This window comes from Ruegeria sp. BHSB058 (assembly GCF_059613285.1).
Genome location: NZ_JBXWSF010000010.1, coordinates 30732 through 50170, shown reverse-complemented (window position 1 = coordinate 50170; position 19439 = coordinate 30732). Strand labels below are relative to the sequence as shown.

Here is a 19439-nt window from a genome sequence, read left to right as displayed (position 1 = left end):
TGGATCAGGTCTCGCCAGCCCCCGGTTCTTGATCGGGTGATTCCGGGATGCCGGCCTGGCGAAGATAGTCGGACATCAGCTCCAGCAAACCTGTGTTGAAACTGGGCAGCATCGCTCGGAACTCGGTGATGGAATAGCTCGGCCGCACCCGGATCAATTCTTGCGCAGCGCGCGCCGCCTCGTCTGCCCGACCAGCGGCTGCGTACGCGACGGTCTGGGCGAAATGTGTCCAATGAACCTTGGTATTGGCTCGAACCGCCATTCTTGCGGCGACTATTGCGTCTTCGGCTCTTGCCATCTGGATAAGACAAACGGTTTTCAGCATCAGCGGCATCCAGACGAAAGGGTCCTGCGGGTTCAGGCGCAGAGCCGCCTCGACATACGGCAACGCCTCAGACGCCCGACCCATGGCATTCAACGCCTGACCCAGGTTGTAATGGGCAAAGGCCAGGTTCGGGTTCAGTTCGATCGCCCGCTCCAGCGAGGCAACGGCCAGGTCGGGTTGCCCGGACATGCTGAGCAGACGACCGAGCGCCAGATGCGCCATTGCGTCCTGTTCGTCCAACGTGAGCGCGTCCCGGGCCAGTCGAATTCCACGTTCCAGGGTGGCTTCCGGTTCTTCGGAGAACCCCATGGCGATATCGGTGATGCAGACCAACGCCAGTCCCGCACAGGCCAGCGCAAAATCCGGGTCGTCGTCCAGCGCCCGTTCCAGAAATATGCGCGCTTCGATGTTGCCGGTACGGGTGGATTGATAGAACAGGTTCATACCACGCTGGTAATTGGTCCAACTGTCCAGGCTGGAGGGCGGTCTTCGCGCTGATCGCGACACTTCCGCCTGACGCACCTGAACATCGACGGTCGAAACGATCATGGCTGAAATCTCATCTTGCAGATCGAACAGGTCTTCCATCGTCCGTTCAAATCGGTCGGCCCAGACGTGAATGCCGGTTTCGGCTTCGATCAGCTGCGCCGTGATCCGCAGGCGATTGCCCGCACGCCGAACCGACCCTTCGACCACGTATCGCACATCCAGTTCCCGTGCGATTTTGCGCACATCCTTATGGGTGCCCTTGTAGGCGAAGGTCGAGTTGCGGGCGATGACGAAAAGCGAACGGAAGCGGCTGAGTTCGGTGATCACGTCCTCGACGATACCGTCGGCCAGGAACTCCTGATCGGGATCCGTGGACATGTTGTCGAAGGGTAGGACAGCGATCGAAGGCCGTGTAGTGGCGGCCTTCGCGGCTGGTGCGCTCCCAGTGTTCTCTACCCGCCAGACTTCGACCGGTTCGGGAATGTTCTTGACGGTTTGCGGGCCAAGCGCCGTCAATTCCGCTTCGATCTTGCCGCGCACTTGGTCATGAACGCTTCGGGAAATGCAAAGACCACCGGGCAGTGCAAGGCTTTCCAGACGGGCGGCAATGTTGACGCCATCGCCCAGAATATCGTCCCCGTCGCTCACCACATCGCCCAGATTGATTCCGACCCGAAACCGCATGCGTTTCTCGTCGGGTTGGTCAGCCTCATGCGCGGCAAGCTGGCCCAGCATGTCCATCATGGTACGAACCGCAGACACAGGCGACGGAAATTCGGCCAAAAGACCGTCACCCATGGTCTTGATCAGCCGTCCACCACCGGCTGACAGTCCAGGCAGGATGACCCTGTCGAACAAGTTGCGCAGCCGCGTCAGCGTGCCTTCTTCGTCCGCGGATATCAGCCGCGAATACCCCGCCAGATCGGCGGCGACGATGGTGGTCAGGCGACGTTGCACGGCTCCTCCGGTCAATCAGGGGCAGGAACCAAGTATGCCTACAACTCGCGTTTCGGCAAGAATACGCGTGATCACGCCGACGGTTCAGCCCACCCGCCCGTAAAAACCGGCGCGCTCGGTTTCGGTAAAAGTCACGCCTGGGCGTTCATAATACGAAAAGACCGCGATGATCCGTTCCCTGTCTCCGCGCACCGGCGTCACGCGATGGGCGGTGTTCTTGCCCTTGAATACGTTCAGTGTTCCGGGACTCAGAGAAATCTCCTTGCTGTCCGGGTCTTCCCCCCGCAACAGCCGCGCGACGCCATCATAGTTGGGGTCGCCCTCGCTGCGCAGGTCGGTGCGGTATTCAAACCCGCCACCCGCCTTTGGGGCCTGTAACAGCAAGGTGGTGGTGAACTCCGAGCGGTCGAAATGCCAGTTGAGCGCCTGACCCTCGCCATAGGACATCACGTTCACCCGCGCCAACGGATCGTCCATCACATGCAGCTCGGGCTTGTCCATCGTCGCGGCCAGGAACAGGGCGAATTCCGGCCATTCATAAAGGCGCAACAGGGGTGAGCCCCCGATCTGATCGGCGCAAAGCGTGCGGTTCGAAGTCTTGAATTGCCGCAACGCGGGATGATCCTCGGGCAGGTCCTCGATTGGCTTGAAATAGATGTTGTGCATCCGCTCGTGCAAAAAGGCGTCACTGGCAAAACGCGGGGTCATCGCATCGACTGCTTGCGCGGCAATCTCCGGTCGCATCAGGCCGTCAAGGTTGAACATACCGTTCGCGGCAAGATCCGCGCGGCAGCGGTCCACCAGCCGTTGCCAGGCCGGGCTATCGGGTTGATCGATGGGAAAGCGGTTCAGATCCAGGATGTCGCGCATGTTCGGTCTCCGGTGATTTCGTGCCAGATTGCCTTGGCCTTGCTTGCTTAGACACTATAAAATATCTTGGTCAGCATTAGATTTTATGTAGGCATATCGTGAAACTCCCCCCGTTGAACGCACTCAGGGCCTTTGAATGCGCCGCGCGGACCGGCAGCTTTGCCGCTGCGGGCAACGAGCTTGGCGTAACCCCCGCAGCCGTCAGCCTGCAGGTCAGGAACCTCGAAGACTGGCTGGGCCGACAATTGTTTGCTCGCAAGGCGAACCAGATTCGGCTGACGGATGCCGGACGGGACTATTATGCAAACGCCGCCTCGGCCCTGACCGACATTTCGCGCTTCACCGAAGCCCTGACCGAAAGCGATCCCCGGCGGCCACTCACAATCAGCGCCACCCCGGCCTTGGCGGAATTGTGGTTACCGCCACGGCTCGCCCGGTTTGCCACGCAGCGCCCGGATGTGCCCGTCGCCTTGCGGGTCGAGGCCGAAGAGGTCGATCTGGATCAGCATGGGGTCGATGCCCGGCTGAGCTATGGTGGCGAGTTGCCGGACTATAAGATCACACCGCTTTTCTACGATCATTTGATTCCGGTGGCGCGCACGGCATGCGACCCGGCCACCAGCCGCCGCGTGACGGTCAACTGGGGCAGCACCATCGGGTCAGTTCCGGGCTGGTCTGCCTGGTTTTCCGCGGCTGGCCTGTCAACTGGGGCGCAGGCGGGCATCTCTGCGCCCTCTGTCCCTGCCGCGCTGGCACTGGTCGTGGCGGGGGCAGGGGTTGCGCTTTTACCCGAACGAATAATCGACGCGGTGCTGAAAGCAGGGCAGGTCCTGCGCTGCCCAGGACCGGCACTGGCGATGCCGCGCCCATACGTGGCGATCACCGCGCACCACAAATCACGCTCGCGCCGCTTGTCGGAATTGCTGACGATCCTGACCCGGGAATCCGGCTGAATCCTGTTCGCAGGACGGTTTCAGTCGCGAAGAGGCGGTTTTTGCACGATTTCCGGTGCGGAACTTGGTAGATCAGCGGGAAAGCACTAGATTGGAACTTGTGGGAAAGTCGTCTATATACTTGACGACCTGACCAGGAAACGCGCCGATGAACATCCACCCTCGCGACATTGACGAGAACCCCAATCGTGAACAGGCCGCCGAAGCGCTGGCACTGTTGCGGAAATGGGTGAAAACCGCCAACGCGGCCGAGATCAGCCAGCTGGACCCGGCGGTTGCCCGTCTGGTGCCCGGTCTGGTGCCGGTGAACTATCCGGCGCTGTCGCGTGACTACCCCGAGGAATTCGCGGTCGACGACGCCTACAAGGCGACGCTGCCCGATCTACAGAACGGGCCGGCCAGCCTGATCCGGGGCGCGAAACAACAAATTCAGCATGTGGGCATCTCGAATTTCCGCCTGCCGATTCGCTTTCACCGCAAGCATGGCGAGGATCTGACGCTGGAAACTTCGGTGACCGGCACCGTCAGCCTTGAGGCCGAGAAAAAGGGCATCAACATGTCCCGGATCATGCGGTCCTTCTACAAGCATGCCGAGCGTACCTTCAGTTTCGAGGTGATCGAGGCGGCTCTGAGCGACTACATGACCGATCTGGACAGCTTCGATGCCCGTATCCAGATGCGGTTTTCCTATCCCGACCGGATCGAAAGCCTGCGTTCGGGCCTGTCGGGTTACCAGTATTACGACATCGCGCTGGAATTGGTCGAACAGGGCGGCGTGCGGCAAAAGATCATCCATCTGGATTATGTCTATTCCTCGACCTGCCCCTGTTCGCTGGAACTCAGTGAACACGCGCGTGCGATGCGCGGGCAACTGGCCACGCCGCATTCGCAGCGCTCGGTGGCGCGGATTTCGGCGGTGGTGGACCCGGACGCCGATTGCCTGTGGTTCGAGGATCTGATTGGGCTGTGCCGTCGTGCGGTGCCGACCGAGACGCAGGTCATGGTCAAGCGCGAGGACGAACAAGCTTTTGCCGAGCTGAACGCCGCCAACCCGATTTTTGTCGAGGATGCCGCTCGCCTTTTTTGCGCCGAACTGCAGGCCGACCACCATATCGGTGATTTTCGGGTGATCGCCAGCCATCAGGAAAGCCTGCACAGTCATGACGCGGTCTCGATCCTGACCGAAGGCTCGACCTTTGCCGCATCCAGCCTCGACCCCAAGCTGTTCAACACTCTCTTCCACGTCGGCTGACCCCGATTGTCCGCATAGCGGGCAACCGGTGATTTTCCGCTGAGTTTCACCAGTTACGCTGCGTCGCGGCAATTAATGCTGCGCATGCGGAAGAAATTGACCTAAGGTCATCCCGTAAGCAACTGCCGCCCCTGTCGGCGGGTTGGTCAAAAGCGGACTAGGCCTTTGATGTACAATACCTTTGTTGGCAAGGCGCGTCACCGCCAGATACCTGTTAACCAGTGGCCTGATTCTCTTTCTTCACCTGCTCCTGCTTGCTTTTTCCTTATAGGAGACACTCTTCAATGAATCCGATTTCCCAACCGTTCGAATATCAGGCCGCCGCGATGCGCTTGGCGGGCTATGTTCTGACAAACAATCTGCGGATCATTCAGATCATGACACGCTCGGCCCTTGATGCACCAATGGCGCAAGTGCGCGCGCTTCAGGCCGCCTCTTCGGTACCATCTTGCCAGGCTCGCACAGAACGCGATGTTCAACCAGAGCCAAAGGCAACTGCCAAAACCTATAGTACCGAAGCCAAACCGACGTTCCGGACAAAACAAGCCGCGCCGATCAACACACAGAAAACACGGAAAGTTTCCGAAGTCGTCCCCAAGACAACAGCGCCAACGCAAGCACCGAAACCAGAGCACGCTTCGGCCCAAAAGGCTCAGGAAGGCGGCGCGCAGGCAGCGGTGGCGCCTGAAACTAGCGTAAAACCCGCAACACCCGATCAGCCGACTGGGCAAGTGCAGAAACCGGTTCAGAAAGAGGCCAAAACAGTTCCGGAAACGATGGTCGCAGATAAGAATCCCGTGGCAACGACACCGGAACCACAGCCTTCACGGGATGACACAGCGAATGCCGGTACAGATGGCAAGCCGACGCTTCCGGGTAAAAGCCCCAAGGCGTCAGAGGCCAACAGGGCGGACGTAACGACCAAACCCGTGGCGCCCGTGACTTCACCGCCCAAATCTCCACCGGTTCGTTCGGCCTCTACCAAAAAGCCCGCGTCAAAGGCATCGCCCCGCAGAACGCGGAAACCATCACGACCGCCGACAATGCCGGGACCAAAGCCCAAAACCGACGGCTAGAAAGCGGCCTTTGCCTTGACAGTGCCGGAATGACGCGCCAACGCTGCGCGTCATGATTGACCTACGCCCTGTCGGATACGTGATCGGCCTTCTGGTCGCCATTCTTGGCGCGACCATGCTGTTTCCGATGCTTGCCGACCTGATCGAGGGGCGCGGTGAGTGGCATGTGTTTCTCGAAAGCGGGGTCATCACACTGCTTTCGGGCACCGTGCTGGCGCTCAGCTGCGCCAACGGCGTGCGCGAGGGTCTGACGATCCGGCAGACATTTCTGGTCACAACAACCGTCTGGGTCGCCCTGCCGTTCTTCGGTGCGCTGCCACTGATGCTCGGGGCCACTGAACTGCGTTTCGTGGACGCGTTCTTCGAGGCGATGTCGGGTCTCACCACAACCGGCTCGACAGTAGTCGCCGGTCTTGATGATTTGCCGCGCGGAATTCTTTTGTGGCGCGGTATCCTGCAGTGGCTTGGCGGGATCGGGATCATCGTCGTGGCAATGGTGTTCCTGCCCGAACTGCGCGTGGGTGGCATGCAGATCTTTCGCTCGGAAGGGTTTGAAACCATGGGGAAAATCTTGCCACGCGCGCAAGAAATTGCCGGGCAGATTGCCTATATCTACATTGCTCTGACGGCCATTTGCGCCTTGGTCTACACCACTTTGGGGATGAGCTTTTTTGATGCGCTGGTGCACTCGTTGACGACCATGTCCACGGGCGGGTTTTCCAACTACGATGCCTCGTTCGGTACCTTCTCGGGTCCCGCGGAATACGCGGCATCGATCTTCATGATCGTCGCGGCGCTTCCCTTTGTCCGCTACGTCCAACTGGTGAACGGTTCCGCTCAACCCCTTTGGCGCGACAGCCAGATCCGGGTCTTCCTGGCGACCATCGGCGTTCTTGTCATCATCACCACCTTTGTTCTGACCAGCATCTTCCCCCATCACATCGAACAGGCCTTCCGCGAGGCGCTGTTCAATATCACCTCGATCATTTCGGGAACGGGGTATGCCAGCGTCGATTACATGAACTGGGGCAGTTTCCTGATCGCCGTCTTTTTCTTCATCGGTCTGATCGGCGGTTGCGCCGGATCAACCGCCTGTTCGATCAAGATCTTCCGCTATCAGTTGCTGTTCGCCTCGATCAGGACCCAGATTCAGCGTACCCGGTCGCCCCACGGTATATTCACCCCCCGATATGATGGACGCCCCGTCGGCCCCGATGTCCTCAGCTCGGTCATGAGCTTTTTCGTGTTCTTCGTGGTGTCGATGGGCATCCTGTCCTGGGGGCTGGCACTGACCGGGCTCGACTTCATCACCGCTGTGTCCGGTGCCGCCGCCGCACTGGCCAATATTGGCCCCGGCCTCGGTCCGCAAATCGGCCCCTCGGGCAATTTCGCGGGGCTGAATGACACCGCGAAATGGATGTTGTCTGCCGGGATGCTGATCGGGCGGCTGGAACTTCTGGCCGTTTACGTGATCTTCACCCGCAAATTCTGGAGAAACTGATGAAAAGGCCACTCGGCGCGCAGATATCGCACATGCTCAGGGATCGCGGGGTTGATGTCATCTTTGGCATTCCCGGTGTTCATAATCAGGAAATGTACCGGGGCATCGAAGAGGCCGGCATCACCCATATCCTGACCCGCCACGAACAGGGCGCGGGGTTCATGGCCGACGGCTATGCGCGGGCGACGGGCAGACCGGGGGTGGCTTACGTGATCACCGGGCCGGGCCTGTGCAACATCATGACGCCGATGGGGCAGGGGTATTCGGATTCGGTTCCGATGCTGGTTATCTCCTCCTGCCTTGACGAGGTTTCGGCACGTCGCGGGCAACTGCACCAGATGAAGGATCAAGAGGCGGCGGCCACGGTTTGTGACTGGTCCCATTGCGCCAACTCTCCCCAGGCCGCCTATGGCCTGATCGAACGCGCCTTTGAAGAGTTCGAGATCAATCGCCCGCGGCCCAAGCACATTCAGGTGCCGATCGCCCAGCTGCAGGGTGATGCCGAACCCGCGCCGTTCCCGTTCCAGCCCGCGCTGCGCACCAAGGCGCTCAAGCCCGATGTCGCCCCAGTCATTTCCATGCTGAACACCGCGCGGCGACCCCTGTTCATTCTGGGTGGCGGGACGAAATCGAACCTGTGGCGGCAGATCCTGACACAGCTGGGTGCGGCCTGCTTCACCACATATGCCGGACGTGGGTTGGCGGGGGCGGGATATGCGCTCGATTTCGGCGCGACGCTGGCCCGCCCGGGCAGCGCCGAGGTGATCGCATCCGCCGATCTGGTGGTGGCGGTCGGAACCGAACTTGCCGAGGTCGACCTGTGGCGCACCGATCTGGGCCACAAGGCACCGCTGATCCGCGTCGATATCGACACCGAAGTCCTGGCCGACGGCCACCGCGCGGCGGTCAAGCTGCAGGCAGATGGCGAAAGTTTCGCCCGCGCGCTCTGGTCCGAATCCGAGACCCTGAAAACGGCAACCGGTTGGAACGCCCAAGAGGTAGCCGAGACAAAGGCGCGCTGGCGGGCCGAGGTTGACGCCGAACGCCCGGGCATCGTTCGTGTCGCGGATGCGCTCAAGGCCGCCATGCCGGCGGAAACGATGATCTATTCCGACATGACCCAGTTTGCCTATGTGGCCAAGGAAGTGTGGGACATGCCCTATCCCTATCACTGGCACCACCCCACAGGGTTTGGCACATTGGGTTATGCCCTGCCTGCCGGGATCGGCGGCGCGGTCGGTCGGCGCGGCAAGCCGACGGCGGTGATCGCCGGCGACTACGGGTTTCACTATACGATGCAGGAATTGGGCGTGGCGGTCGAACTCGGCCTGCCGCTGCCGATCATCCTGTGGGACAACGGCAAACTGAAAGAGATCGAGGACAGCATGGTGCGGAGTCAGATCGCGCCAAATGCGGTCATCGCCCGCAACCCTGATTTCTGCAAACTGGCCGAAGCCTTTGGCGCTGCTGCGGCCGCCCCCCAAACATTGGACGAGATGCAAACGGCGGTGCGTACCGCGTTCAGGGCCAACGGGCCAACCCTGATCCGTGTGACCCCGGATATCGCCTGATCCACGCAGACAAACTGAAAAAGCCCGCAGCGTGCAAGGCTGCGGGCTTTTGCGTTTCGAAACAAGTGTATCAGTCCCAGCAGCTGACCAGAACCGTCATTCCCAGCGCCCGACGCAGCAACTCGTTCGGCGTGACGCTCTCTGCACCGCTCGCCGCTTGCGGGCTCAGCCCCTTGTCGGCCAGCGCGGTTTCCAGCGCTGCGGACGCTGCCGCCAGGCTGACATCGACCGGCAGCGTCTGCCCGGTCTTGGGATCGGGCAGAAGCATGCCCAGAACCGCGCCAGTCTGGTCGAATACCGGCCCTCCGGCATCGCCACTTTGCGCCTCAAGCTCCAGCCGGGACGTTCTAGCGTTGCCATCAAGCCCCCGGATATCGGCCAGCTTGCCATAGGTCAGCGTGGGCGAGCCCAACGCGCCCTCATAGGAAAAGCCCGCCACCGCAACCTCGGATTGCAGGCGCGGCGTGGCGGTCACGAACTGTGCCACCGACATCGGTGCAAGCGTCTCGGTCGGGCGCAGCAGGGCCACGCCAAGACTTGTATCGCCGCCGATGACTTCGGCGACATGATCGTCGTTCAGGGTGATCCGGGCGCAGCCCTCGGTCACTTCGCTCACCGTGGCGACCGTGCCGCTGGCATCGACGAAAAAGCCCGACCGCGACAGCCGGGGCTTGCGGATGTTGAGACCGGCCATCAGGTCGATGCTTTGCCCGTCATCTACGCCCGCGCTGTCCGCAAGCACTCCGCCCAGTCGGGTGAAACTGGCCTTCATGCTTGCCAGAACCCGCGCGCGACGGGCGTCATCCCCGTCAGGCCAGACCAGAGTAAAGCCCTTGATCTGTCCATCCTGCAACCCGGCCTGGGTATAGCTGACGATCCCCTTGCCGCGCCCCTCCAGCGTAAAGCTGTCGCGGCTGAACTCGCGCGGGCCGTCCAGCGGCACGATCTCCAGCGACTGCATGACATCGTATAGGCCGCGCAGTGTCGCCTGATCGCCCTGCTGGCTGATCAGCAGAACCCGCACCCCCAGATCCGAGGCGCTGTCGAAATGCGCAAACGGCGCCTCATAGCGGGAAAATGCAACCGCCTCCAACGGCAGGTCCATCTCGATCCCGGCATCGCGGTCGGCATGGCGCTTCATCCCCACGCTGATCAGCGGCGCATTATAGTCGTCCATCAGGATCTTGCGCTGCTTCGTGGTCAGAACGCCGGTTTCCTGAAACCCGTTACCATATTGCCAGTCCGCCATCGAGCGGCGTGTCCCGGCCCCAAAAGCCCCGTCAATCGCCGAGTTGTAGAACCCGGCGGCCTGCAGGGCGATCTGCAAACCCTTGCGCTCTTCCGCGGTCAAAAGCCGCTCGCTCTGGCGCGCTTCGGCCACGGTTTCGTCCGGCAGATCGCTTAGGGACTGCACCGCTGTCTGTGTCTGTTCCGGGCTTTCCACAGGCGCGGTTTGCGTGGCAGGTGCCTGTGCAGAGGCGCCAATCGGCCAGAACTGCTGGCCCAATGCGCCGGGCAGGGCGATGAAACTGTCCTGCGGGATTTGCCCTTCGATGCGATAGACGCGCAGCACCTGTTCGGCATCGGACCGGGTATAAGGCCCAAGCACGATCGCGTACCAGCCCTGACGCAGCTGGAACCCGTTCACGTCGGCCAGATAGTCCGTGTAAACCTGTGCGCGATCCTGCGCCTCGCGCAGGGATGGCAGCGCTTCGATCTGAACCCAGACCGCGTCGTCCTGGCCTTGCTGCGCCACCGCAGCGCCCAATCCAAAGAAAATAAAAACGACCAAAGTCGCGAATGCTCGTATCATTTGTTGTCCCGTGTTCCGTGGGCTTATCGTTGTCAAAGCTTATGCAGGATTTTCCATCAAATGCCATGCCTGCCGCCACTGATCGCCCGGGTGTGGCGGTCGGGCGACAGCACGGGCCGGGTCGGGCGACAAAGGGCCGTTGACGCCCCCCGACCCCTTGCATAGGAAAGGCAAAACCCATTGGAACCGGGTGGACGCACCCAGAAGGACCGCCATGACCGACAAGCCTAACGCGCCGCGCTCTTTTCAGGAGATCATCCTGCGTCTGCAATCCTATTGGGCGTCAAAGGGATGCGCCATCCTGCAACCCTATGACATGGAGGTCGGCGCCGGTACCTTCCACCCGGCCACCACTCTGCGCGCTTTGGGGTCCAAACCCTGGGCTGCTGCCTACGTGCAGCCATCCCGCCGCCCTACTGACGGGCGCTATGGCGAAAACCCGAACCGTTTGCAGCATTACTATCAGTATCAGGTGCTGATCAAACCCAGCCCGCCAAACCTGCAAGAGCTCTATCTCGGTTCTCTGGAAGCCATCGGAATCGACATGGGCCTGCACGACATCCGTTTTGTCGAAGATGACTGGGAAAGCCCCACTCTGGGCGCATGGGGCCTGGGGTGGGAGGTCTGGTGCGACGGCATGGAGGTCAGCCAGTTCACCTATTTCCAGCAGGTCGGCGGCCATGACTGCACTCCGGTCTCGGGCGAGCTGACTTATGGTCTGGAACGTCTGGCCATGTACGTGCTGGGCATCGACCACGTGATGGACATGCCCTTCAATGACCCCGACGCGCCCAGCCCGCTCAGCTATGGCGATATCTTCAAACAGACCGAAGAGGAATACGCCCGCTGGAACTTCGACGTGGCCAACACCGAGGTGCTGCTCAGGCATTTCCAAGAGGCCGAGGCCGAATGCGCCGCGATCCTCGCGCAGGACCATGACGATCCCAAAACCGGCAAGCGCATCGTGATGGCGCACCCCGCGTACGACCAGTGCATCAAGGCCAGCCACATCTTCAACCTGCTCGACGCGCGCGGGGTGATCTCGGTCACGGAACGCCAGGCCTATATTGGCCGGGTGCGTGCCCTGGCCAAACAATGCGCCGATGCCTTCGTGCAGACGGAGGCGGGCGGGCAGGCGGCCTGATGGGGTTGGTTCACTCAGGCCAGTCCCGGCAGCAACGCCTTGAGCCCGTCGGTGATCATGCCTATCGCGATGGCGGCAAGGATCATCCCCATGAACCGGCTCATGATCACACGGGCGGTGGTGGACAGGCGTTGCGACAGTGCTGCCGCATTCCAGAACGTCACCGCCAGCAAGGCCACAACCAACAGAAAGACTGCGACATATCCGATCAGATGCGCGGTGCCCGTGATCTTGTGGGCATAGATGATCAGCGTGGTGATGGTGCCGGGACCGACCAGAATGGGAAAGGCCAGCGGATAAAAGGCCACCGTCTCGGCGTCGGGATAGTCCTGTTTTTCCCCTTTTGTGCCGTGGTGCGAACTGGTTTCGCTTCCGTGCAGCATGTTGAACGCGATATAAAGAACCACCAGACCGCCCGCGACACGGAAATCATCGACGCTGATCCCGAACAGCTTCAGCACCTGCGCCCCAACGGCGGCAAAGCCCGCGCCCAGAATGATGCAATAAAGCGCCGTTTTCAGCGCGATCTTGCGCTGATCCGCCACCGAGGCGCCACTGGTCACACTCAGGAAAACCGGCAGGTTGGTGACCGGGTTCATGATGGCAAAAAGCGCACCGAAAAATCCGACGGCAAAACTGGTATCCATGTCCGGCGCTCCCCTCTTATCTGCCGCCGGTCCAAACCTGACCGATTTTTGACTGCCCTGAAAGGGGCGGCCTGACCCAAGGAGTCCGACTATGACGGGAAAGATACTGGTTGCGATCCTTCTAGCGTGCTGTGTCGCGGCGGGTGCGGCGATGTATTATCTGCAGGTCTACGGGTTCTACTACGATGTGGCCGCCCGTCCGCGTCAGGACGTGGAACTGCTGGCCAGTGCCGACGGAGCGCCCGTGGCGATCGAATATACAGATTTCAGCGCGATCGACGCTGACAGCTCTCCGATCCGCTACCGCGCCTGTTTCCGGACAAATCTCAGCCTCGAGGACCTCTCGGCGAAATATGCTGCCGTGGACGCCGCCGAACCCCTGACCGCGCCGGGCTGGTTCGACTGTTTCGACGCGGTAGAGATCGGCGTGGCATTGAAAGACGGCACCGCGCGCGCCTATCTCGGGGCCAAGAACATCCATTTCGGCGTCGACCGCATAGTGGCCATCACCGAAACCGGACAGGGCTATGTCTGGCATGTTCTCAACAATTGTGGGCAAAAGGCCTATGACGGCACGGTGGTGGGCGAAGAATGCCCGCCGCGGCCCGAAGGATAGGCGGTGCGCATGGACATACCGGCCTTCATCACCGTCACCCTTGGTTTTGCGGTCTATCTGAGCGGGGCCGCTATCAACGCGCGCTTGGCCGTTCTGCGACGCTACAACATCCCGGAACCGGTGACCGGTGGCCTTCTGGCCTCCGCCCTTTTGCTGGCGCTCTATCTTGTGTCGGGGATCGAACTCGGGTTCGATCTGCGCCCGCGCGATTTTCTGCTGGTGCTGTTCTTTGCCGGGATCGGCCTGAATGCGCGGTTTTCCGATCTGGTGGCCGGGGGTAAGCCACTGCTTTTTCTGCTGATCATCACCCTCATCTGTATGATTGCGCAGAACCTGATCGGCGTCGCCGGGGCGTGGCTTTTCGGTTTTCCCGCCCGGACGGGTGTGCTGTTCGGCTCGGCCTCGCTGATCGGCGGGCATGGCACCGCTATCGCTTGGGCGCCACAGGTGGCCGACCTGACCGGTTTTCAGGGCGCGACCGAACTGGGCGTCGCCGTCGCCACGCTGGGGCTCGTTCTGGCCGCCATCGTTGGCGGCCCGGTGGCGAAATACCTGGTCGAGAAAAACAGTCTGACCTCTTCCGACCCCGATCAGGAACTGACCATCGGCGTATCCGACGAGGGGGGCAGCCATGGCAGGATCGACCACCACGCAATCATGCGGGTTTTGCTGCATCTCAACATCTCCATCGTCCTTGGTTTCTTCGCGCATCAGGCCGTTCAGGCCGCGGGCGTCATGCTGCCGCTTTTCGTGCCCTGCCTGATCATGGCCATCGTTGTGGGCAACCTGCGAACCGCGCTGTTTCCAGACGCACCCCCGGTCACCCGGACGGCTGCTCTTGGCCTGATCTCGGAATTCTCGCTTGGTGCGTTCCTGGCCATGTCGCTGATGAGCCTGCAACTCTGGACCATTGCGGGGCATGGCCTCGCCATCGCTACCATCATGCTGGCCCAGACCGCATTTACCATCGCTTTCGTCATATTTGGCCTCTTCGTCATCATGGGGCGCAGCTATATGGCGGCGGTGCTCGCCTCGGGCTTTGCCGGGTTCTCGCTGGGTGCCACTCCCACCGCGATTGCCAATATGACCGCCGTGACCAAGCAATATGGCCCGTCACCTCTTGCCTTTATCGTGCTCCCCCTTGTATCCGCCTTCTTCGTGGATATCGCCAATGCCATCGTCATCCAGACGATCGTCAATTTCTAAGGACCGACCATGCCCGACCTGCTGATCGAACTGTTTTCCGAGGAAATCCCCGCGCGCATGCAGGCGCGCGCAGGTGAGGATCTGAAAAAGCGGATCACCGATGGTCTGGTCGAGGCCGGTCTGACCTATGCCCGTGCCGCAGCGCTGACCACGCCGCGCCGCCTGACATTGGCAGTCGAAGGGCTGTTGGCGCAAAGCCCCACTATCCGCGAAGAACGCAAAGGCCCCAAGGTCGGCGCGCCCGACAAGGCCGTCGAAGGGTTCCTGCGCGGTGCCGGCATCACCCGCGACCAGCTTGAGGAACGCGACACCCCCAAGGGCGCGATCTATTTCGCCACCATCGAAAAGCCGGGCCGTCCGGCGGCCGAGATCGTGGCCGAAGTGCTCGAAGCCGCGATCCGCAATTTCCCCTGGCCCAAATCCATGCGCTGGGGCAGTTCCACCCTTCGCTGGGTGCGTCCTCTGCATTCGATCCTGTGCATCCTGACTGACGAGACCGACGCTCAAGTGGTGCCGCTTGAGGTCGAAGGTATCGCGTCCGGCAACAGCACCGAAGGTCATCGTTTCATGGCGCCGGGGCGGTTTTCTGTCACGTCTTTCGAGGATTACGCGGCAAAGCTCAGGCGCGCCTATGTGATGCTGTCGCCCAGCGAGCGGGCCGAGCATATCTGGAACGATGCCCAGAACCTCGCCTTCGCCGCCGGTCTTGAACTGGTCGAGGACAAGGGCTTGCTGGCCGAGGTCGCCGGGCTGGTCGAATGGCCCGTTGTTCTGATGGGGCAGATCGACGCCGAATTCCTCGACCTGCCGCCCGAGGTGCTGCAGACCTCGATGAAAGAACATCAGAAATTCTTCTCGGTCCGCAATCCGAAAACAGGCCGGATTGAACGGTTCATCACCGTCGCCAACCGCGAAACCGCCGACAATGGCGCGACCATTCTGGCGGGCAATCAGAAAGTGCTGTCGGCGCGGCTGGCCGATGCCAAGTTCTTCTGGGACAACGACCTGCGCGTGGCCCGGGCGGGCATGGACGAATGGAGCGATGCGCTGGAAAACGTGACCTTCCACAACAAGCTGGGCAGTCAGGGCGACCGAATCCGCCGCATTGCCGCACTGGCCCGCGAACTGGCCCTGGTGACCGGTGCGGATGCCGATCAAGCCGAAACAGCGGCCAAGCTTGCCAAGGCCGACTTGAGCTCTGAAATGGTCTATGAATTCCCAGAACTTCAAGGGCTTATGGGGCGGTATTACATCGAAGCCGCGGGTCACGACGCTGCCATCGCCGCCGTGGCGCAGGAGCATTACTCGCCGCTCGGCCCCTCGGATGACGTGCCCACCGCACCGCTCTCGGTCACTGTCGCACTGGCAGACAAGCTGGACACGCTGACCGGCTTCTGGGCGATTGACGAAAAGCCCACCGGATCGAAAGACCCGTTTGCCCTGCGCCGCGCGGCGTTGGGGGTTATTCGGTTGGTGCTCGCCAATGATCTTCGCGTTTCGCTGGATCGACATGTCGACGCTCAACTGCTCCGCCACAAATACCACGCCCACGGCGGCGAGGCCGCGCTGCGCGACCTGATCGACGAAATCGCCGATCATGGGGTTTTTGGTGCCGCCTTCCAGGCCGTCAAGGAAAAGCTGGGCGACAATGATATCCTGGATCAGGTCGGACGCGAGGTTCCCGATCTGTCTGCGGATCTCCTTGCCTTCATCCACGACCGCCTCAAGGTTTTCCTTCGTGACGAGGGCATCCGCCACGACATCATCGACGCCTGTATCGCGATGGACGGCAACGATGACCTCAACCTGCTGGTCAAACGCGCCCGTGCGCTGAACGCAGTGATCGCGACCGAGGATGGCGAGAACCTTGTGCAGGGCTTCAAGCGCGCTAACAATATCCTGGCCCAGGCCGAGGAACAGGACGGCGTGGAATATTCCTATGGCGCCGATATCAAGTTCGCCGAGGCCGACAGCGAAAAGGCGCTTTTTGCCGCGCTGACCGGGGCCGAGGCGAAAATCGCCCCCGCTCTCAAGGCCGAGGATTTCCCGGCGGCGATGGCGGCGATGGCGGCCCTGCGCGCGCCGATCGACGCCTTTTTCGAAGAGGTCCAGGTCAACACCGACAACGCGGTCGTTCGCCGCAACCGGCTGAACCTGCTGAACCAGATCCGCCAGGTCTGTTCTTCGGTTGCCGATTTGACCCGGATCGAAGGCTAAGTGACCGGGCGCGCGCCAAGCGCCCGATATCACCCTTGCACCACGGGCAAAGCCGCTTATGCTGCAGGCAAGCGAAAGGATGCCGCAGTGCAGAATAATCCGGACACGACCCTCATCACCCCAGACGCGCCGGTGGCGACAACAACCCATGGTGGACGGGCGAAATGCCTTCAGCGCCTTGTGCGCCTTGATCTGCCGGTGCCGCGCACCGTGGCGTTGTCCTTTGACGCGGTGCACCACATCGCCGAAGGCGAAATGCCCGACATCGCCGCCATTCTTGGACAATTCGACCCGGCGGCGCTGCTGTGCGTCCGACCCAGTTCCGAAGATCCAGACTGGGGCGGGCCGGGGGCCATACTGAACATCGGCATGAACGATGCCCGCTATGTCGATCTGTCCGACACGATGGGGGTCGAGGCGGCGGCCGCGCTTTACCTGCGCTTTGTGCAAAGCTACGCGATCCACGTGGCGCGGCTCGACCCGGACGAGTTCGACAATATCGAGGCCGATGGCCGCGAGGGGCTGCGCCAGTCGTTGCGCGCCTACGAGGAGGAAACCGACGAAAACTTCCCGCAGGACCGGGGCGAGCAACTGGCCGCCGTGCTGCGCTCGATGGCGCGGGCCTGGGATGGCACCACGGCCCGCCTGTTGCGACAGGCCAAGGGTGCGCCGGCGGATGCGGGTCTTGGACTTGTGGTTCAGGAAATGATCCCCGGCGTCGGTCAGGGTGAATGCGGCTCAGGCGTGTTGCAGCTGATCGATCCGGTGACCGGCCTGTCGCAGATCACCGGCCGCTACCTCAGCCAGTCCCAGGGCCGCGACGCGTTGGGCGAGGGGGTCTCGGCGCTTTATCTCGAAAAGGACCCGCGCGGCCAGTCGCTCCAGGATGTCGCGCCCGAGGCGTTTGCCGAGCTGAAAGACCACGCCGCCCTGATGCGCCGGAAACTGCGCGAGGAAATGCAGGTCGAGTTTGTGATCGAGAACGGCCATGTCCACATTCTCGATGGCGTCCGCGTCCAGCGCGGCGCGCGGGCGGCGGTACGCATCGCGGTGCATCTGGCCGAAGACGGCATCATCACCCCGCAAGAGGCGGTGATGCGGATCGATCCGCACTCGGTCAACGAGTTGCTGCACCGGCAGGTCCATCCCGAAACCAAGCGTGATGTGCTGGCAAGCGGCATTGGCGCCAGCCCGGGCGCGGCAACGGGCCGGATCGTCTTCACGGCAACCGAGGCGCAGGCCAGCGCGTCACGGCGCGAACCCTGTATTCTGGTACGCAGCGAAACCTCACCCGAAGACGTGCGCGGCATGCACGCGGCGGTCGCCGTTCTGACCGAAAAGGGTGGCATGACCAGCCACGCGGCGGTGATCGGGCGGGGCATGGGCCTGCCTTGCATCGTCGGGGCCTCAGAGATGCGGTTCCGGATGAAGGAAAAGCAGCTCGTCGCACCGGACGGGCGCATCTTCAAGACCGGCGATATCCTGACCATCGACGGCAGTTCCGGCCAGGTTCTGGCGGGCGAGCCGGAAATGCTGGAGGCCGAGCAGGACGACTGTTTCCAGACCCTGATGGCCTGGGCCGACACCGAACGTGACATCGGTATCCGGGCCAATGCCGACACACCGCAGGATGCCCAGACCGCGCGCAATTTCAACGCGCAGGGCATCGGCCTGTGCCGGACCGAGCACATGTTCTTTGATCCGGGCCGCCTGACGGTGATGCGCGAAATGATCTTTGCCCAGACCCCGTCAGGGCGTGCGGCAGTTCTGGAACGTCTGCTGCCCATGCAACGTGATGATTTCGTACAGCTTTTCCGTATCATGGAAGGGCAACCGGTGTGTATCCGCCTGTTCGATCCGCCCTTGCACGAGTTTCTGCCCACCACCCGCAGCGGTCAGCGCGAACTGGCCGACGCGCTGGATCTGCCGGTCTCGGACGTCGAACGCCGGGTTGCCGCGATGACCGAATACAATCCCATGCTGGGCCTGCGCGGCGTGCGCTTGGGCGTCACCGTGCCGGAAATCTATGACATGCAGGCCCGCGCCATCTTCGAGGCGACGCTGGAGGCCAGCATGGAGGGTGCGCCGGTGGTACCCGAGGTGATGATCCCGCTGGTCTCTGCCAAGCGCGAGGTGGAACTGGTCAAGGCGCGCATCGATGCCGTGGCTGCGGCCGTGGCCTCGGAACGGGATCAGGAGTTCGACTATCGACTCGGCGTGATGGTGGAAACCCCGCGCGCCTGTCTGCGTGCCGAAGAAATCGCTCCGCATGTCGCGTTTCTGAGCTTTGGCACCAACGATCTGACGCAGATGACCTATGGTTTGTCGCGCGATGACGCGGGCCGGTTCATGTCGGCCTATGTGCGCCAGGGTGTTTTTGTCGAGGACCCGTTTCATGTCCTTGATACGGATGGGGTTGGCGAGCTGCTGCAACTAGGCGCTGAACGCGGTCGCAAAGCGCAACCGGACGTGACGCTTTCGGTCTGTGGTGAACACGGCGGGAACCCCGAATCAATCGCGTTTTGCCGGGCAGCGGGGTTCGACTATGTGTCATGCTCGCCCTTCCGGGTGCCGGTCGCTCGGCTGGCTGCCGCTCAACTGGCGATATCCTCCAAACTTGGGGGTTGACAGGCGCACAATACACCAGGTTTAGTGGGGAAAACGTGGACTCTGGGTCACAGAATTTTGCTTGAATGGGCAAGATTCCACTTGCGTTTTTCCCTGAACTGGACCTTCGCCATCAAGTGGGTTATGAGCCTCCTCGCGCCCGCCGGGGGAGGGTATGGCGCTTAAGTGCCTGTG

The 19439-nt window shown here is 61.8% G+C and carries 14 protein-coding genes; 10 read left to right on the top strand and 4 right to left on the bottom strand.

Features of this window, described 5'->3' with window-relative positions; all coding sequences use genetic code 11:
• Positions 1–4: 4 nt before the first annotated feature.
• Together AC2FNB_RS04385 and AC2FNB_RS04380 are read right to left on the bottom strand one after the other, a co-directional pair.
• Positions 5–1771, bottom strand: a complete 1767-nt coding sequence (locus AC2FNB_RS04385) for an adenylate/guanylate cyclase domain-containing protein (RefSeq protein WP_496744713.1) — start codon at positions 1769–1771, stop codon at positions 5–7.
• An 84-nt stretch (positions 1772–1855) separates the two neighbouring features.
• The gene (locus AC2FNB_RS04380; RefSeq protein WP_496744711.1) at positions 1856–2641 is read right to left on the bottom strand and encodes a HalD/BesD family halogenase; all 786 of its coding nucleotides are present in this window, start codon (positions 2639–2641) and stop codon (positions 1856–1858) included.
• A gap of 98 nt (positions 2642–2739) precedes the next feature.
• Here AC2FNB_RS04380 and AC2FNB_RS04375 point away from each other — a divergent pair, with 98 nt between their 5' ends.
• From AC2FNB_RS04375 to AC2FNB_RS04355, 5 genes are all read left to right on the top strand, one after another.
• Positions 2740–3594 carry a LysR substrate-binding domain-containing protein gene (locus AC2FNB_RS04375; RefSeq protein WP_496744709.1) on the top strand — a complete coding sequence of 285 codons (855 nt, stop codon included), beginning with the start codon at positions 2740–2742 and terminating at the stop codon, positions 3592–3594.
• A 148-nt stretch (positions 3595–3742) separates the two neighbouring features.
• Complete coding sequence (gene folE2, locus AC2FNB_RS04370; RefSeq protein WP_496744707.1) at positions 3743–4846, top strand: GTP cyclohydrolase FolE2; 1104 nt, start codon at positions 3743–3745, stop codon at positions 4844–4846.
• Between the two features lie 284 nt (positions 4847–5130).
• On the top strand, positions 5131–5922 hold the full coding sequence (locus AC2FNB_RS04365; RefSeq protein ID WP_496744706.1) for a hypothetical protein: 792 nt from the start codon (positions 5131–5133) through the stop codon (positions 5920–5922).
• 52 nt (positions 5923–5974) lie between these two features.
• A complete protein-coding gene (locus AC2FNB_RS04360) occupies positions 5975–7423 on the top strand; it encodes a TrkH family potassium uptake protein (protein ID WP_496744704.1) in 1449 nt (482 codons plus the stop codon).
• Positions 7423–8994: a thiamine pyrophosphate-binding protein gene (locus AC2FNB_RS04355; protein WP_496744702.1), complete on the top strand. Its 1572-nt coding sequence runs from the start codon at positions 7423–7425 to the stop codon at positions 8992–8994. Before AC2FNB_RS04360 ends, AC2FNB_RS04355 begins: the two co-directional genes overlap by 1 nt.
• A 70-nt stretch (positions 8995–9064) precedes the next feature.
• Here the strand turns inward: AC2FNB_RS04355 and AC2FNB_RS04350 are convergent, their stop codons facing one another.
• Positions 9065–10807 carry a serine protease gene (locus tag AC2FNB_RS04350; protein WP_496744700.1) on the bottom strand — a complete coding sequence of 581 codons (1743 nt, stop codon included), beginning with the start codon at positions 10805–10807 and terminating at the stop codon, positions 9065–9067.
• Positions 10808–11021: 214 nt separating this feature from the next.
• Between AC2FNB_RS04350 and AC2FNB_RS04345 the strand changes: the two genes are divergently transcribed.
• The gene (locus tag AC2FNB_RS04345; protein WP_480748222.1) at positions 11022–11951 is read left to right on the top strand and encodes a glycine--tRNA ligase subunit alpha; all 930 of its coding nucleotides are present in this window, start codon (positions 11022–11024) and stop codon (positions 11949–11951) included.
• 14 nt (positions 11952–11965) lie between these two features.
• Here the strand turns inward: AC2FNB_RS04345 and AC2FNB_RS04340 are convergent, their stop codons facing one another.
• Positions 11966–12598, bottom strand: a complete 633-nt coding sequence (locus AC2FNB_RS04340; protein WP_496744698.1) for a MarC family protein — start codon at positions 12596–12598, stop codon at positions 11966–11968.
• 91 nt (positions 12599–12689) lie between these two features.
• Here AC2FNB_RS04340 and AC2FNB_RS04335 point away from each other — a divergent pair, with 91 nt between their 5' ends.
• The 4 genes from AC2FNB_RS04335 to AC2FNB_RS04320 all read left to right on the top strand — a co-directional run bounded on the left by AC2FNB_RS04335 (position 12690) and on the right by AC2FNB_RS04320 (position 19265).
• Complete coding sequence (locus tag AC2FNB_RS04335; protein WP_496744696.1) at positions 12690–13214, top strand: DUF6446 family protein; 525 nt, start codon at positions 12690–12692, stop codon at positions 13212–13214.
• 9 nt (positions 13215–13223) lie between these two features.
• Positions 13224–14420, top strand: coding sequence for a sodium/glutamate symporter (gene gltS, locus AC2FNB_RS04330; protein ID WP_496744694.1), 1197 nt, complete (start codon positions 13224–13226; stop codon positions 14418–14420).
• A gap of 9 nt (positions 14421–14429) precedes the next feature.
• Entirely contained in the window at positions 14430–16637 is a 2208-nt protein-coding gene (glyS, locus tag AC2FNB_RS04325) for a glycine--tRNA ligase subunit beta (protein WP_496744692.1), read from the top strand.
• Between the two features lie 87 nt (positions 16638–16724).
• Positions 16725–19265, top strand: a complete 2541-nt coding sequence (locus AC2FNB_RS04320; protein WP_496744690.1) for a putative PEP-binding protein — start codon at positions 16725–16727, stop codon at positions 19263–19265.
• The last annotated feature ends 174 nt before the right edge of the window (positions 19266–19439 follow it).

Coding starts and splice junctions, on each gene's coding strand:
- AC2FNB_RS04380 (WP_496744711.1), bottom strand. CDS start 2,641: ATGCGCGACATCCTGGATCTGAACCGCTTTCCCATCGATCAACCCGAT.
- folE2 (WP_496744707.1), top strand. CDS start 3,743: ATGAACATCCACCCTCGCGACATTGACGAGAACCCCAATCGTGAACAG.
- AC2FNB_RS04365 (WP_496744706.1), top strand. CDS start 5,131: ATGAATCCGATTTCCCAACCGTTCGAATATCAGGCCGCCGCGATGCGC.
- AC2FNB_RS04360 (WP_496744704.1), top strand. CDS start 5,975: ATGATTGACCTACGCCCTGTCGGATACGTGATCGGCCTTCTGGTCGCC.
- AC2FNB_RS04355 (WP_496744702.1), top strand. CDS start 7,423: ATGAAAAGGCCACTCGGCGCGCAGATATCGCACATGCTCAGGGATCGC.
- AC2FNB_RS04350 (WP_496744700.1), bottom strand. CDS start 10,807: ATGATACGAGCATTCGCGACTTTGGTCGTTTTTATTTTCTTTGGATTG.
- AC2FNB_RS04345 (WP_480748222.1), top strand. CDS start 11,022: ATGACCGACAAGCCTAACGCGCCGCGCTCTTTTCAGGAGATCATCCTG.
- AC2FNB_RS04340 (WP_496744698.1), bottom strand. CDS start 12,598: ATGGATACCAGTTTTGCCGTCGGATTTTTCGGTGCGCTTTTTGCCATC.
- AC2FNB_RS04335 (WP_496744696.1), top strand. CDS start 12,690: ATGACGGGAAAGATACTGGTTGCGATCCTTCTAGCGTGCTGTGTCGCG.
- gltS (WP_496744694.1), top strand. CDS start 13,224: ATGGACATACCGGCCTTCATCACCGTCACCCTTGGTTTTGCGGTCTAT.
- glyS (WP_496744692.1), top strand. CDS start 14,430: ATGCCCGACCTGCTGATCGAACTGTTTTCCGAGGAAATCCCCGCGCGC.